The 15238-nt window shown below is 59.6% G+C and carries 11 protein-coding genes; 2 read left to right on the top strand and 9 right to left on the bottom strand.

The window, feature by feature from the left end:
• Positions 1 to 61 precede the first annotated feature (61 nt).
• The 3 genes from NE852_RS16870 to NE852_RS16860 form a co-directional block, all read right to left on the bottom strand.
• Positions 62 to 268: a hypothetical protein gene (locus tag NE852_RS16870; protein WP_008535854.1), complete on the bottom strand. Its 207-nt coding sequence runs from the start codon at positions 266 to 268 to the stop codon at positions 62 to 64.
• Between the two features lie 1354 nt (positions 269 to 1622).
• Positions 1623 to 2612 carry a substrate-binding domain-containing protein gene (locus NE852_RS16865; RefSeq protein ID WP_008535850.1) on the bottom strand — a complete coding sequence of 330 codons (990 nt, stop codon included), beginning with the start codon at positions 2610 to 2612 and terminating at the stop codon, positions 1623 to 1625.
• 48 nt (positions 2613 to 2660) lie between these two features.
• A complete protein-coding gene (locus tag NE852_RS16860) occupies positions 2661 to 3641 on the bottom strand; it encodes an NAD(P)-dependent oxidoreductase (RefSeq protein WP_008535847.1) in 981 nt (326 codons plus the stop codon).
• Positions 3642 to 3963: 322 nt separating this feature from the next.
• Between NE852_RS16860 and NE852_RS16855 the strand changes: the two genes are divergently transcribed.
• Together NE852_RS16855 and NE852_RS16850 are read left to right on the top strand one after the other, a co-directional pair.
• Positions 3964 to 4641: an ATP-binding cassette domain-containing protein gene (locus NE852_RS16855; protein ID WP_245270861.1), complete on the top strand. Its 678-nt coding sequence runs from the start codon at positions 3964 to 3966 to the stop codon at positions 4639 to 4641.
• Positions 4642 to 4713: 72 nt separating this feature from the next.
• Positions 4714 to 5712, top strand: coding sequence for an ABC transporter permease (locus NE852_RS16850; protein WP_008535843.1), 999 nt, complete (start codon positions 4714 to 4716; stop codon positions 5710 to 5712).
• Positions 5713 to 5725: 13 nt separating this feature from the next.
• Here NE852_RS16850 and NE852_RS16845 read toward each other — a convergent pair whose 3' ends face one another.
• From NE852_RS16845 to NE852_RS16820, 6 genes are all read right to left on the bottom strand, one after another.
• Positions 5726 to 6871: a glycosyltransferase family 2 protein gene (locus tag NE852_RS16845; RefSeq protein WP_374991988.1), complete on the bottom strand. Its 1146-nt coding sequence runs from the start codon at positions 6869 to 6871 to the stop codon at positions 5726 to 5728.
• A gap of 5 nt (positions 6872 to 6876) precedes the next feature.
• Positions 6877 to 8628: an ABC transporter ATP-binding protein gene (locus NE852_RS16840; RefSeq protein WP_258155861.1), complete on the bottom strand. Its 1752-nt coding sequence runs from the start codon at positions 8626 to 8628 to the stop codon at positions 6877 to 6879.
• Positions 8621 to 9697 carry a glycosyltransferase family 2 protein gene (locus NE852_RS16835; RefSeq protein ID WP_008535832.1) on the bottom strand — a complete coding sequence of 359 codons (1077 nt, stop codon included), beginning with the start codon at positions 9695 to 9697 and terminating at the stop codon, positions 8621 to 8623. The genes NE852_RS16840 and NE852_RS16835 overlap by 8 nt, the downstream gene beginning before the upstream one ends.
• Positions 9698 to 9704: 7 nt before the next feature.
• The gene (locus NE852_RS16830) at positions 9705 to 12707 is read right to left on the bottom strand and encodes a glycosyltransferase (RefSeq protein ID WP_258155860.1); all 3003 of its coding nucleotides are present in this window, start codon (positions 12705 to 12707) and stop codon (positions 9705 to 9707) included.
• A complete protein-coding gene (locus tag NE852_RS16825) occupies positions 12701 to 13879 on the bottom strand; it encodes a glycosyltransferase family 2 protein (protein ID WP_008535823.1) in 1179 nt (392 codons plus the stop codon). The genes NE852_RS16830 and NE852_RS16825 overlap by 7 nt, the downstream gene beginning before the upstream one ends.
• Positions 13880 to 13949: 70 nt before the next feature.
• On the bottom strand, positions 13950 to 14906 hold the full coding sequence (locus NE852_RS16820) for an NAD-dependent epimerase/dehydratase family protein (protein ID WP_008535821.1): 957 nt from the start codon (positions 14904 to 14906) through the stop codon (positions 13950 to 13952).
• Positions 14907 to 15238 lie beyond the last annotated feature (332 nt).

The raw sequence follows: 15238 nt of genomic DNA, 5'->3' as shown, positions 1-15238 counted from the left end.
TTGCGAAACATCTTCCGCGCGTCCCAGAGACGATCGGCTGTTCTGGCGTCAATCCGGGACCTCAGTGGGTCAAATTGCGCTTCTGGGCCAGCAGTAGAATGTAGTCGTCAGCGATGTCGGCGATTGCCATAGCGATTTCCGCCGGGTCGCATCCATCGACCTTCGTATTCGCAATGAACTGATAGACCGCCTTCTCGATCTGCTTCCGGCAGATCATGACGCGCTCATCGTAACCAAATTCCGGGATATGCGATGCTATATCACTCATCGGTCGGCTCCTCGCTACTTATAGTGACCATGACACAAATTATAAGTTGAGCAAGCAAATGCTTTATGAAGGGTTAATTAGCCAGCCGAGTGCGACCATTTCGACACAGGTCGGTGCATGCGGCGAAGCCTTTGGCGACTTGAATCGGGACGGCGAGGATTCCGCAAAATATATCATCGGGTTGAGGTGAGAAGCCTGCCGAGCAAGGCGGGCTGCATCGGGCTTTTCCGCTGAAATCTGCGCCGCTATATGCCGAAATTTAGCCGATGCCCCGGGCTTTGCCGAGGCGTCAGGTGGTGTAAGCGCTTGATTTCAATATTTATTACAGGCAGTCATATTTCCGGCGTCCCGCCAACCTGCATTAGCAATTCTTCAGCGTGGCCCCTCTCTAGGTTGGTAGAGAGGCGGTGCGATGCCATCGCCGGCGATGCCGATCGGCTGCCGGTTGTTCGGAAAATCCACGATGAAAAGATGCTTTTTCGGCCCTGCGAGAAAAATGAGGCGGCTCCTTCCGGCAACGGAAGCGACGACGAATATGGGTAAAAAATATGCAAATTGAACAAAATTTTATCAAAAGGTAAAATTAAAGATTTCTTACGGAGGTTGCATTTAAATCTCAATTATAAGTCGGCATTATTTTGATGGAGTGCTGATCTATAGATGTATTGATGAGATAAATTTCAGGTATATTTGCTGCTTTCTATCTCACAATAATATAGAAGTTATGACGGTGACTTAGGTCACAACCTCGCTTTTTGTATTAGACTCTCTGATAATTTTATCGCGCAGTTGAAATATTGCGTTGGAAGCGCGTTCTCTTCCTTCTGTACCTTGGCTGGCGATGGCTCCTATCACGCAGAGCGGGAGCACATGATCTCGATCCGAGCAAAGTCTTCGGCCGAGGTTGTTATGCCGGGATTTGCAGGAAGCCGTCTTCAAGCAGTTTGGAGGACCCGCCGGGGTGGTGACGGGTCCTCCAATGGGAATGCTTGCACAGTGCGTAGGTATGAATACAGTAAAAATATTATTTGTCTCAGAACATTATTGGGATAATCGTTATTTGTTGTGCATAACTTCTGATTTTTCTGTATAAACGGTTATTTTGACGAGTGTCGCATTTGGGATATTCATGATACGCGGGTCGCCGGATCTTCCAAATTCTGGAAAATATTCATTTTGGCTGAGTGGATACAGCGGAATTCCAAGCCGGCCAGATTTTCGGCTGCCGAGGGAAATGGATGTTGTCGCACACAGATGCCGCGGCTTGTCACGCGGCGATGCGTGCCTTCTCGAATTGGATATTTTCGCTGAGGACATCGGAGCGCCCGCTCGCGTGAGCGCTCCGAACGGCGCCTTATTTCTGGATGCAAGTATCGACGGTATCTTTGGTGCACTCGTCGAGGCCGGTGAAGACCGGATCATCGACCTTCTTTCCGGCGATCAGGTCCATCATCACGGTTGGAGCCTTGTAGCCCATTTCGAACGGCCGCTGGCCGACGAGGGCGGTGACGAGACCCTCCTTGGCGATCGCCACTTCGTCGCCGATCGTGTCGGCGGCGCCGATGACGAATTCGTTCTTGCCGATCTTGTCTGCCATCGGTTTGAACAGATCGCGATAGGGTTGGGGAGCACCGAACAGCGGCCAGCCGCCCATGATGCCGAAGGCATCGAGTTTGGGATTGGCGGCGAGGATATCGGTCATCGCCTGAACGCCCTTGGCGCCGTCGTCATTGGTGAAGACGGGGCAACCGGCGACCTCAGTCCAGCCGCCTTCGCCCTTCAATGCGGTAAGCCCCTTCTTGCCGCTCAGCGTGTCGCGCATGCCCTGCGCACGGCGCAGGATGTTGTCGGCGCCCGGATTGCCTTCGATGGTGCAGATCGTGCCGCCCTTCGGCTTGGCCTTCTTGATGTATTCGCCGATGCGTGCGCCCATCAGGTAGTTGTCCGTGCCGAGATAGGTCTTGCGCAGCTTGGCATCATCGGCCGCGAGATCGGCATCGAGCGTCATGACGGGAACGCTCGGATTGGCCGTCTTGAGCGTCTGCGCGATCAGCTTGGCGTTCGACGGCGAGATGGCGATGGCGGCGGTATCTGCCTTGCCCAACATATCCTGGACGATCTGCGCCTCGCCGGCTTCATCTGATGTCGAAGCTGGGCCGGTGTAGAAGCATTCATATTCGGCGGATGCGTTTTCCTTGTTCCACTTCTGGCAGCCCTGGTTGATTGCCTCGAAGAACGGGTTGTCGAGGCCTTTGACGACGATGACCAGCTGCTTCTTGGCGGCCAGGGCCTGACCGGCCGTCAGCGCCAGGACCGCAGCTGTAAGCAATAATGCCTTCCTCATAGCTTCCTCCCATTGAAAAAGACGGGTGCCTCTGCACCCGCCGCGACATCAACCTGGATACCAGACGATCCGAGGCTCCTCCTTCGAACGCTGGTAGTCCCAAGCCGAATTGATCAGCTTTTCCAGATCGTAGACCGGCTTCCAGTCCAGCAGATATCTGGCCTTGCTGTTGTCCATCCAGTTCGAGTGGAACTGGCTTGCAATGTCGACCGAGCCGAGCCCGCGCGTGCGGGCGAGGTAGGTTGCGACCTCGCCATAATCGACGGGCCGATCCATCGAGATGTTGAAAAGCTCGCCCTTGGCGCGCGGATTGTCGATTGCCGCGAGGATCGCCGCGACGAGGTCGTCGACATGCACGAAATTACGCTTCAGCGGCCGCCCGTCGGCATCGCGCAGCAGCGGCACCGTGCCATCCCCGACGTAACGCTCGGCATCAGCCGCCGGCACCAGCGTCTTCCAGTCCGGCCCGCCGAAGACATCGTCGCCAAAGGACAGCGTGAACCTGAAATCGTCCTTCTCCATGATCCAGGGCGCCCGCAGGCAGCAGGTGTTGATGCCGTACTGGATGGCGAACTGCTCGAGCATCACCTCTTCCAGCACCTTGGAGAGCGCATAGCAGCCGGGATAGGCGCGATGCGGCGTATGCTCGGTCACCGGTCCGTCATGGCGATAGAAGAAATGGCCGATGCCGGCATCGCCGCCGATCAGGATGAACTGCCTGGCCGTGGGGCTGGCGCGAAACGCCTCGAGCAGCCAGAACAGGCCTTTGACGGTGATATCCATCACATCGGCCGGGATTTCCTTGCAGGTGGCGAGGTGCACGACATGGGTGACGCCGTCCATCGCCGCCGCCACGACATCGCTGTCGGCGATCGAGCCCTTCACGACACTGAGGCGGTCGGTCTCCTCGAGCACACGATTATGGCAAAGCGCGCGAATGCGTGCTTTGGAATATCGCGGCTCGTCAAGCAGCCCAGCAATGAAGCGCCGCCCGACCTTGCCCGTAGCTCCGGTGACAAGGATCAGCATACGTCTCTCCCCCAGTAATAGCTAATATCCACGCGTTTCCGGCGTCAATCTGTATTTATCGTACAAAATAGATTTTTGTGGTGAGGGGCCGTTTTAGCGGACTATTGATTGACGATTCCTGGCGCTTTTGCATTAATGAACATAATCGCTTTTCCGGGAGGAGATCGGCCAAGCGAGATCGCAGGCGTCTGACTGGCAGCCGGGTATCGGCAGCTGGCGCGACGGCAAGCCTGCAGGTTCCGGGGAGGGTGGTCGGCTGGTAGCGGTTCTCGAACTCACCAATATTTCAAAGCACTTCGGCGCCATCCAGGCGGTGAACGATGTGTCGTTTTCGCTCGAAGCCGGCCAGGTCGTCGGCCTGATGGGCGATAACGGCGCGGGAAAGAGCACGCTGGTCAAGATGATCGCCGGAAACTTCCGGCCGAGTGAAGGCACGATGCGCCTCGAAGGCAAGGAGATCGTGATGCACCGCCCGGTCGAGGCGCGTCAGCACGGCATCGAGATCGTTCATCAGGATCTGGCGCTCTGCAACAATCTGACGGCGGCGGCAAACGTCTTCCTCGGGCGGGAACTCCGCCGCGGCATCGGCCCTTTGAAGGTCCTTGACTACAAGACGATGTACAGGCGCGCCGGCGAAATCTTCAAGGAACTGAAATCGGAAACGCGCCCGCGCGACCTCGTCAAGCAGATGTCTGGCGGTCAGCGGCAGGCGGTGGCGATCGGTCGCACCATGCTGTCGGAGGCGAAGATCGTGCTGATGGACGAGCCGACTGCGGCCATTTCGGTCCGCCAGGTGGCGGAGGTGCTCAATCTGATCCGCGAGCTGCGCGACCGGGGCATTGCGGTCGTCCTGATCAGCCACCGCATGCCCGACGTTTTCACCGTCGCCGACCGCGTGATCGTCATGCGGCGGGGCCGAAAAGTTGCCGACAAGGCGATCGCGGCGAGTTCGCCGGAGGAAGTCACGGGTCTTATAACAGGCGCCATCGAGCAGGTTTGATCGGCGCTGCCTGCCCGCCTGGCGAAAAGTCCTGTCGGAAAAATACCCACTCGGGAGAAGTGAAGGTCGAAGATGGCGATTACCCTGGACCAGACAATTGCGCAGAAGCAGCGAAGCCGGCTTTCGGAGTTTGTCGGCAGCCAGACCTTCTGGGTCCTGATTGCCGTTGTCCTTGCCTGCCTCTTCCTGTCCTTTGCCACAGACTCCTTTGCGACAGCGAAGAACCTCTACAATATCACCCGCAACGTCACCTTCGTTGCGATCATTGCGCTCGGCATGACGCTTGTCATCATCACCGGCGGCATCGATTTGTCGGTGGGCTCGGTGCTCTGCCTCTGCAGCATGGTGCTCGCCATTACCATGAACGCCGGCTACAGCATCGAGGTCGGTATCGCAGCCGCGGTCGGCACGGCGCTTCTGGTCGGGGCCTTCAACGGCATGTTGATCGCCTATCTCGATTTTCCTCCTTTCGTGGTGACGCTCGGCATGCTGTCGGTGGCGCGCAGCCTGGCGATGGTCGCCTCGAACAACACCGTCGTCTTCCAGTTCGGCCCCGACCATGACAAGCTTCTGGCGCTCGGCGGCGGCGCCTGGCTTTTCGGCATTGCCAACCCGGTTCTCTACATGGTCATCCTGGCGCTTCTCACAGGCTTCGTGCTGCGCTGGACGCGGTTCGGCCGCTATGTCTTCGCGATCGGCGGCAATGAGCACGCGGCGACGCTGACCGGCGTTCCCGTGCGCCGCATCAAGGTCGCCGTCTATATGGTCTCGGCGCTGTCTGCGGGCATTGCCGGCATCGTCCAAACCGGTTGGCTCGGCGCCGTCACCACCAATATCGGCGCCGGCATGGAACTCCAGGTCATAGCCGCAGCCGTCATCGGCGGCGCCAACCTCGCCGGCGGCGTCGGCACCGCCTTCGGCGCGCTGGTCGGAGCGGCCCTCATCGAAGTGATCCGCAACAGCCTCGGCTTGCTCGGCATCAACGCTTTCTGGCAGGGAACGTTTATCGGCGGGGCGATCGTGCTGGCGGTGTTGTTCGATCGGATCCGCAATTTGCGGCAGAGCGAATAGGCTCAACGGCCGTTTACATGTGCGCCGATGACGGATGTTTCGGCCGACGGGCATTTAACCCCTGTCGTGGCGACGTCACATCAGCGCATTCGCCGGAATGATCTATCTCCGACAGGCGCCGGAGCAACGCCCTGCTTCTGAATTGCGACCAGCCGCCGACCAGCGGCAGCATGGCGTCGATTTCCTCGAACTTCTGGAGATCGTTTTCCCCAGGCTCTCCGGGTGGCAAGGTTTTTGACAAGGCTCTACGGGCCTTCGAAAAGATCAGCTTGGCGACGACGCTGAGAGCGAGCATCGGGCTGTGACGATAAATGTACTTCAGCGAACTCGCGGCGCTCGGCCAATCCTTCAACGCGGCGAATCTCGAAAATGCGTAGAGGTGCGTCGAGGCGCGGGCGCAACTGACGACGAAGGCCGGAAATTTCGGGTTGCGGGCAATACATTGTTCGCTCACGGCGACAAGTGATCGCGCCATGCGTGATTTATCCGAGGACATCGCCGCCGAATGAACACGATATCCCACCAGGCCGAACGGCACCGTCTCGATCTTGAAATGCTCGGCGGTACGGAGTTCGAAATCAAAATCCTCGCATCCTCCGATCCCCTGTCGGGCATAGCTCGGATCGTAGCCACCGATCTTGTCGACGACGGCACGGCGGATCATGAAGCCGCTGCCATTGCCGACGAAGCGGAAGACGAGATGGCGGGCGAGAATGGAGCCCCGCGCGTTCACGGACGAACCGGATCTCAGGCACTGGCCCTCGGAATCGATGAATCGGTGAAGCGCATAGACCGCGCCCCAGGGGCGGGGCAGGGGATGGAGAGCGGCAAGCATTCGCGCGACATAGGTCGGATGCCATAGGTCGTCGGCATCCAGGAAAGCAATGTAGCCTGACGTCGTTGCCTCGATTCCCATGTTGCGCGCCGCAGCCACACCTTGGTTTTCCGTCGATAGTACGCGGATCCTCGGATCGCCGGCGGCGAAACCGCGACATATGGCGGCGGTGGCATCTGTCGAGCCGTCGTCGACGACGACGATCTCCAGTGCCTTGTGGGTCTGATCGATGACGGACTGGAGCGTCTGGGCGAGATAGCGGCCGGCATTATAGGCCGGGATGATCACGGCCACCGATATATCGGATAAGGCTGACTTCTTCATTGTCGTCACCTCAGCTTGGCTATGGCCGCGGGCGGGCGAAGGTCGATCTGGTTTTTCATCAATCTGGCGACAGCAGGGCGGTGGCTGACGACGATCAGCGTTCTGCCGGCATCTTGTTTGATGGCTGAAAACACCCGCATCTCGGTCTCTTCGTCGAGTGCGCTCGTCGCTTCGTCCAGAATCAGGATTTGCGGCCGGCTTGCGAGGGCGCGCGCCAGGCCTATGCGCTGCCTTTGCCCGCCTGACAGCCGGATCGCCTCGTCGCCCAGCCACTCATCGAAGCCGTAGGGCAGATCTTCGATGAACTCCGTGGCGCAGGCGACATCGGCGGCCCAGCGGATATCCTCATCCGGGATGTCGCGGCGAAAGCGGATGTTGTCGAGAACGGTTCCTTCCATCAGCTCCACGTCCTGGCCGGACACCGAGAGCAGTTTCAGCCAGCTGGAGCGGTCGATGGTTGCGAGATCCCTGCCGTCGACCGCAATCATGCCCTGGGTCGGCGGGTTGAGATCGAGGATCATGTTGAGAATTGTCGTCTTGCCGGACCCGCTCGGTCCCGTCAGAGCCGTCGTCTCGCCCGCCCGGATCGAGAAGCTGAGGTTACGGACAGCCGGCGCGTTCGTGCGCTCGTAGGCAAACGAAACATTGTGGAAGACGATCGCTTCCGCCAGGCGGGAAATCGGCTCGCCTCGAGATGCCTGTTTGATGTCGTCCTTTTCCGAAAGCAGCGCCAGGACGTTCTGCAGCGACGCCTCCATTTCGTAAAGGCGCAGGATCTGGGAGTCGAATTCCTTGATATGCGGCTGAAGCCTGTAGAGAAGGATCGTGGCCGAGAGCGCCGCCTTGAAATCGACCGGCAGGAATTCCGAGGACAGAATGATCGTCAGGATGACCGCGAAGGTCAGCGTTTCGCTCAGAAGCGAGGTTGCCGCCCCCATCCGGTCCGACCGGCGCCAGGTCTGGCCGACGTCCCGGGAGAGCGTCTCGAAAAGTTGCTGGTGGCGTGTCTCGAGGCCGAAGCTTTTGACGGCCTTCAACGTCTGTAGGGTCGTCCAGCTCAGCTGCGTCAGCGCTTCCACGGCAGCCAGCGCCGAGACCCCGAGACGCCGATAGGCGCCGGCAAAGAACCCCAGAGCGAAATTATGGATGAAGCCGAAGGCAAGGCCGAGCAAGGCGATCGGCCAGGCCATCACCAGCATGCCGATGCCGAAGATGACGATCGTTCCGAGGTTGACGCCCAGACGCACCAGGCTCGCATGCGCGGAGGACACGGCGTAGGACTCGGTTGCGATGACGTTGATCAGGTCGCTGCGCTCATAGTCCTGAAAACGCTGGAAGGGGATGGTCAGGACCTTGGCATAGAGGCGATCGCGTATGCGATCGCTGATGCGATGGTTGACCGTGCTCGCAATCAGCGAATTGGCGCATCCGAGAAAAATCCGGAAGAGGATGGAGCCGATGAGAATGCCGATCAGGACGGGCTTGGAAAGACTGAGGTCCACGCCGCCGAAAAATGCCGGAAGCCATGCGATGGCCGAGCCGGAAACCGGGCCTTGTTGCCCGAGAAGAAAGACCAGGCTGACCAGGAGGGTGATGCCGACCATTTCGGAGAGGCCGGTGAGAATGCCCATGACGATCATCACCGACATCTTGAAGCGCAGCGCCGGCACGAGCTGCCGAAGCTCGCGGAACCGCGCGCCCACGATCAAGTTGTAGGCAGCCGGCTTGGCGGAAGAGGGTTTTTGAAACCTATTCATTCTCGGCCACCCGCGAAGAGATCGGGCCGGCCGCTTCCCTGACGGGCAGGCTTCCGAAGCGATCGCTGAAAGCCGTTCCGGCTTGCGGAATGGCCGCAGCAAAGCGGATCTTGGGCCGGGCCGGAGGCTTGCCGAGGACACGCCTTGCGATCCGGATGCCCTGGCGTTTCACTTGGCGCCAGCTCTGCCGCAGGCCATGGACGATGAGCCGCGAGGGATATTTTCTCGCCATCATCGGCGCCAGCTTTTTCAGCTGGGGATAGTCGCCGTCGTGAAATGCCTTCTTGAAATACCAACACGCCGTGTTGAACTGCGATGCCTCTATATCGCGCGCGAGATGCGGGTAGCGGTCGGCGATCGGCGCCATCACCAGGGCGTAGGATTTCAGCATCCGATAGGCATTGCTGGACATGTTTCCCCTGGTGAACCGGTAGCCGGTGAGGAAATCGGGGATCAAGGCGAAGGGCAGTGTCTCGGCGAGCGCCAGATAAAGTTTCAGATCCTCGCAACCCTCTGCGCCGCTGTCGCGCAGGCCGGCGTCGTAGCCGCCGCAGCGAAGGATTTCCGCCCGCGGCATCAGAGGCGTGCTGCCATTGCCGATGAAGTTTTCCCGCAGCAGCGGTTCGAAGATGTTGCCTTGATGCATGACCGGGCGGGAATGGCCGAAAATGATGCCGTTTTCATCGATTGCCGCATACCAGTTATAGGCAACTCCGTTTCCACCGGGGAATTTCAGCACGGCCTCGAGCTGGCGCTCGATCTTGCTCGGATGCCACACATCATCGGCATCGACAGGGGCTATGTAGAGGCCGCGCGCCTCCCTGACGCCGTGATTGCGCGCCCTGGCAACGCCGCCATTGTGCTGGCTGAGAACGCGCACGCGGGCGTCGCTCAGGCCATAATCGCGCGCAAGATCGAAGGTGCGATCCTTCGATCCGTCGTCGACCACCAGGATTTCAAGCTTGTCGTAGGACTGGTCGGAAACGCTTCTCAATGTTTCGACAAGCGTCTTCTCGGCATTGTAAGCCGGTATGACGACGGTGACCAAGGGGCGGGTTGCGGCGTTCATGGCTTTGTCATCCGATAAAGGCTCCCGGCAGGCCTATCAGTTCAGGGAAGGCTTCAAGCGGACGATCCCCGCGCACTTCGAGGCGCGGCAGGGCGAAGAGATTGTCGGAGAAGGTGGCCTTATCAGACCGCGTCGTGAAGCCGATACCGTAGCCGGCAAGCGCCAGAATGCCGGGAACCCGGAAGTCCGTCGCGCCATAGGGGAGGGCGATGGAGTCCACGGCGGCGCCCAGCCGGCTTCGCAGCGCATTGCGTGACAATGCGGCCTCAACCAGCAGAGCCTCGTTGTCCATCGCGCTCGCCGCCGTATGGGATGCGAGATGGGAGCCGAAGCTGATCCCCCTCTTGTGCAGTTCCTGAATATCCACCCAGGACATCAGGGGCGCCGGCTCGCCATAGGCAGAATCCCAATCCGACCGGCCGCCGACTTTACCGGTCACCACGAACACTTCGGCGCTGAAATCGTTCTCGGCAAGGATCGGGAAGGCGTCAGTTATGAAATCCAGGTAAGCGTCGTCGAAGGTCAGCATCACAGGCCGGCCCTGGATCGGCTTGCCGCTGCGCAGAAGGCTTGCCAGGGTCTGTGCCGTCACGGTGTAATAACCGTTGCGTCGGAGAAACTGCATCTGCTTGCGGAAGATTTCCGGCGAGGTGCGGTAGCGCCGGAGCGCGGCCGGTCCTTCCTCCGTGATCCCGTGATACATGAGAACGGGAACCGAACTCGTAACCTCCGTCCTCCATGCGACTTCGCGGTCGACGCCTGCCGGACCCCAGATGACGTGCTTTGCGACATCGGTTTCCAATGGCGTTCCATGGCTCTCGATGCGCAGGACGGGATCGGCGGCGGGGCCTTTCCGGAAGCGGTGGATGGCGTAGAGTTCGGTCTCGATCGTCTCTTCCAGGGCGAGGCCGGCTTGTTCGGCAAGCACTCGTCCGATCGTCCCGACGCCGAAAGGATTGCCCCAATCAAAACCCGTTCGGTCGGGTTCGTCCCGGCGGATATGCGCATGGGCGGTGATCAGACAGCCGTTCGGCTTCAAAGCGGCCGCCATCTTCCGGCAGGCGGCCGCCAGCATTTCCTCATCCTTCATGTAATAGAGGACTTCGGAGCAGACGATCAGATCCTGTTCGGGCGGAAGGTCGTTTTTGACGAAATCGAGAACATGAAGCTCGACGTTGCTCTCATCGCGACACCGCTCGACCGCCCTGTCGATCGCCCGCTGGGAAATGTCGGTGGCCGTCACCCGGGCGACCTTTTTCGCCAGCTTCCTGGTGAAAATTCCCTCGGCGCAGGCAAGCTCCAGGACGTTCTCGATGCCGTCAGGGATGAGGCTCAAGGTCTGCGCATATTTGACCTGCTCGTAGACCGAGACGTAATTCCAGGGATCCGGGTGTTCGAAGATATGGTCCCAGTAGGCTTCTTCGGACTGAATGGCGGGAGTTTCTTTTCTTTCCTTCGGCCGCGAGCTGGAGGCCTCCTGAAATTGCGGCCTCAGTCTCTGTTCGAGATTTCCCAGGATGCCGGACAGCCTGGCGTCGTTGTCCTCTCCGTCGCTTGGCGCGGTGGCAAGGATGGCATTGCGCCCAATGCGCACCAGCAGTTTTTCGAGACGCCCGCGCCGCCGGCCGCTCTTCAGGATGAGACCACCGAAGGCCCTGTATCCCTTCAGCGCCTCCACCGTCCAGGAGCTGATATAGGCGAGTGCCGGCGGTGTTTGCAGATGCTCTTCCACATGCATCTCATGCATGATCAGCCGGATCTGCGCCCGGATCGACAGATCGCCCCAGAACGGCCCGACAAAGGAGCCGACATGCTGTCCCTTGGAAAAGGCGTGCATGATGAGCGTGTCGGCTGGCTCGGCCTTGGGTATCCTCGAAAGCCTGCCGAGTTCGACGCTGACCACCTGGACATTGCCGAGCGTGAAGGATCGCAAGGGATTTGCGGCCGACAACAGCCAACAGGTCGTCTCGATGATCTTCCGGCTGGTGCCGGCGGAGGAATGCTGCTGGATCAGTTGGAGCAGCGACAGGAAAGTCGGCTGCCATTTATCCAGTGCGTCGATGAGGTCGTCGGACCGATCGCTGAAGAGGCCTGTCTGCAATCCGTGCATGATCACGTCGACAAGGAAACTCTCGTAACCCGCGGCATCCGGCATTTCAGGCAGAAGCGCGGCAAGGGCCGCGACATCCGTTGTCGGATCGACCTTGGCCGAGACGACCCAGGCAAGCATGCGCAGATGGCTGAGGGCGGGCGTGAACCAGCCGGTCTCCGGCCCTTCGGCCGACAGACCTTGCTGTAGCTTGAGAGCCTGCGCCTTTGATGTCACGCGAACGGCGTCACGCACCATTTTGATCGGATCGCCGGACAGCGAACCCGCCTTCATGCGATAGAAAGCCAGGCACTTGTCGACACGGCGAAATTCGGCGCCTGAAAAGGCCATGCGCAGCCAGAGATCCCAATCCTCGCCGGTCTGCAGGGTCTCATCCATCCCTTTCAGCCAGTCGAAAAGGCTTTTGGGAAAGACGACCGTATGGATGGCGAGGGCGCAAAAGGAGGAGAATTCGCGTTTGGCGGCATTGCCCGTCAAAATGGGGGGCTGCTCGACCCGCATCAGCCTGCCGTCCGGGGCAACGCGGCGGTAGGCGCAATAGGCGATCACGGCGGGAGAGGCATCCGCCGCCACTGGCTGCATGCTTTCGATGAAGCTCGGATCCAGCCAGTCGTCGGCATCCAGCATGCAGAGCAGGGGGGCAGCCGCGAGGCGCGCGGCATGGTTTCGCGCCGCGGCCGCGCCGGCATTTTCCTGACGGGCTGCGAGAATGCGGCCATCCGCTTTTGCGATGTCCTGGAGGACCTCCCAGGTGCGGTCGCTCGAGCCGTCATCGACCACGACCGCCTGCCAGTTCGACCGCGTCTGGGCCTGCAGGCTGGCAAGACATTCGGCAAGCGTGTCGTCCGCATTATGCGCAGGGATGAGGAACGAGATGTCGGGCGTCGCAGCTGTCACCATGCGCGCATCTTCCATCGGCGCAGGACATAGAGAGCGCCATTGACGCTGCCGAGCACTTCCTGCTTCAGGAAAAAATCGTTCGACGTCGCGCCCTTGCGCAATCGCCTGCGGACCCTTCGGGCATAGTATTTCGGGAAGGAAATGAGGATGCGCCTGAGATTGCCGTTATTTCCGGTGTTCTGGTACTGCACCAGCAGTGCTGCGACATGGCCGCTCATATATTGGTAGATCTGCCTGGCGAGCCCCTTCATATCCCTGCGGTGAAAGTGCCAGGATACCGCCGTCGGCTCATAGCGGCAGACGTGGCCGTGATGAAGCAGGCGGTTCCAGTATTCGGAATCGCCCGAGCATCCGGCCGCTCCCATATCAAGGCGGACATCGAACAGGCCGATTTCGTCGAAGACCTTGCGGCGGAAGGCCTGGCTTGCGCCGGCGCCGATCGTCCAGACCGGAGCGCCGTAGCGCGCATGACTGACATAGAAGTCCTGGTTGAAGTCCTGCCTGATGTAGCCTCTGCCGAAACCCCAATGCTTTTCGAAGATGAACTGTGCCGGTGTTGCGAGTTCGCCGGGAAGGACCAATCCGGTCACGCAGGCGATGTCGGGCCGATCGAACGCCTTCATCAGGTTCTCCAGCCACCGCTCGTGGAGGACCACGTCGTCGTCGGTAAAGGCGACGAATTCGGTTGTCGCCGCGCGGAGTGCGGCATTGCGGGCGTAATCCAGCCCGACCCGGTCTTCACGCACATAGGTGGCGCCCGCTTCTTCCACGACGCGGCGTGTCTCATCGCCGGCCGAGGCATTGTCGACGACGATGATGTCGATGGGGCGAAGCGATTGTTCGGGGATCGAGGCCAGGCACCGGCGCAGTTGGTCTGGCCGGTCCTTGGTGCAGATCAGAATGCTGACGTCGCGATTGCGCAGCGGGGTTTGCGTAATTTCGCGCGCATGCGCGAGGGTGTCCGGCTGCACGACACGTTCGGCCAGTGCGACCGCCGTCTCGGGACGCTCAATATAGGTCTGCCCGACCGGCAGGCCCTCCGACATGAAGACCACGAGACCGTCGGAGATCGAGGGCGAAACGGCCTGGAGCGGGCTGGAGAGATCGAGATAATGAATCGGGACGGGAAAGCTTATATCCTTCAGATCAGACGGGATCGTTTCTCGCATCATCGCTTTCTCAATCGCACCTTTGCATGGATCGTCCGCGCCTGATGAGGCGCGGACGTGAAAGCCGTGATGGTTATCCCGCTGCGCGCGCCTTCATCTTGTCCCTGAACCAGTCGAGCGTCATGGCCACGCCCTGTTCGTAGCTGACCTTGCACGACCATTCCGGCATGACATAATTTGCGTTGGTCAGGTCCGGGCGCCTGTTCGTCGGATCCTGCGGTGGCGACGGCTTGAAGACGATCGGCACGCCGCCGACGAGCCCGGAAACATATTGCGCGACCTCGAGAACCGAAATCTCGCGATCGTTGCCGATGTTCAGAGGTCCCTTGTAGTCGGTTTCATTGATCCAGAAATACCGGGCGAAACCATCGACGATATCGTCGACATAGCCCCAGCTGCGGGACTGGAGGCCATCGCCGAAGACGGTGATCGGGCGGCCCGACAGCGCCTGGGTGACGAAGTTGGAGACCGCGCGCCCGTCGTCGGCGCGTGTGCGGGGCCCATAGATATTGAAGGGTCTGATAACCTTGAGGTTGAGCCCCTGGGTGCGCTGCATCTCGAACAGCAGCGATTCCGTGCAGCGCTTGCTCTCGTCATAAGACGAGCGCGGCCCGGTGCAATCCACCTGGCCCTTATAGGATTCCGGCTGCGGCGAGACCAAAGGATCGCCATAGACTTCGGAGGAAGAGGTGAAGCCGAAACGGCCGCCCTTCTTCAAAAGGTCCAGAAGCCGGAACGCGCCGAGAAGATTGGCGGAAATCGTTCTCTTCGGCTCCTGCATGTACCATGGCGGCGATGCGGGGGAGGCCAGATGATAGATCTCGTCGAACTTCTCGGAGGTCTGCAGCGTTTCGACATCCGATTTCACGAAGTAGAAACGGGGATCCTTGATGTGTGCAATATTGTCGAAAAGTCCAGTCCAGAGATTGTCAACAACAACAAGTTTCTGTACATCATTTCTAAGTAGAATTCGGTCGCATAGATGCGATCCAATGAATCCAGCCCCGCCAGAAATAAGCACGTTTCTCATAGCGTTACGCCTCGTTACTTGAGGAGGTGCTATTGCTATTACAGCGGCGGAAGGTTTTATATGGGCACGAAGTCCGGGGTTGACCAGACTTTGGTCTGACTCTCGGGCGCTCGCCACCGTCGGTCGGTCACTGGAACTCCAGGGCCTGCGCGCCTTTTTCAGAGGCAGGGATAGTGTTTTAACACGTTGAATCGGTGTGATTCTTTCTGGGACTCGAATCCGATTGCCGCGCAGATAAGGGAAGCGCTTCCTATATGGTGTGATGATTTTTTAGAATAGTCTAAAAAATGCCGATGGCCGCCGTGCGATCGGCTTCGTATCGTGCATCAAGC

It is taken from the genome of Rhizobium sp. Pop5 (genome assembly GCF_024721175.1).
In the GTDB taxonomy this organism is placed as follows: domain Bacteria; phylum Pseudomonadota; class Alphaproteobacteria; order Rhizobiales; family Rhizobiaceae; genus Rhizobium.
This window is presented reverse-complemented; position numbering and strand designations above follow the sequence as displayed.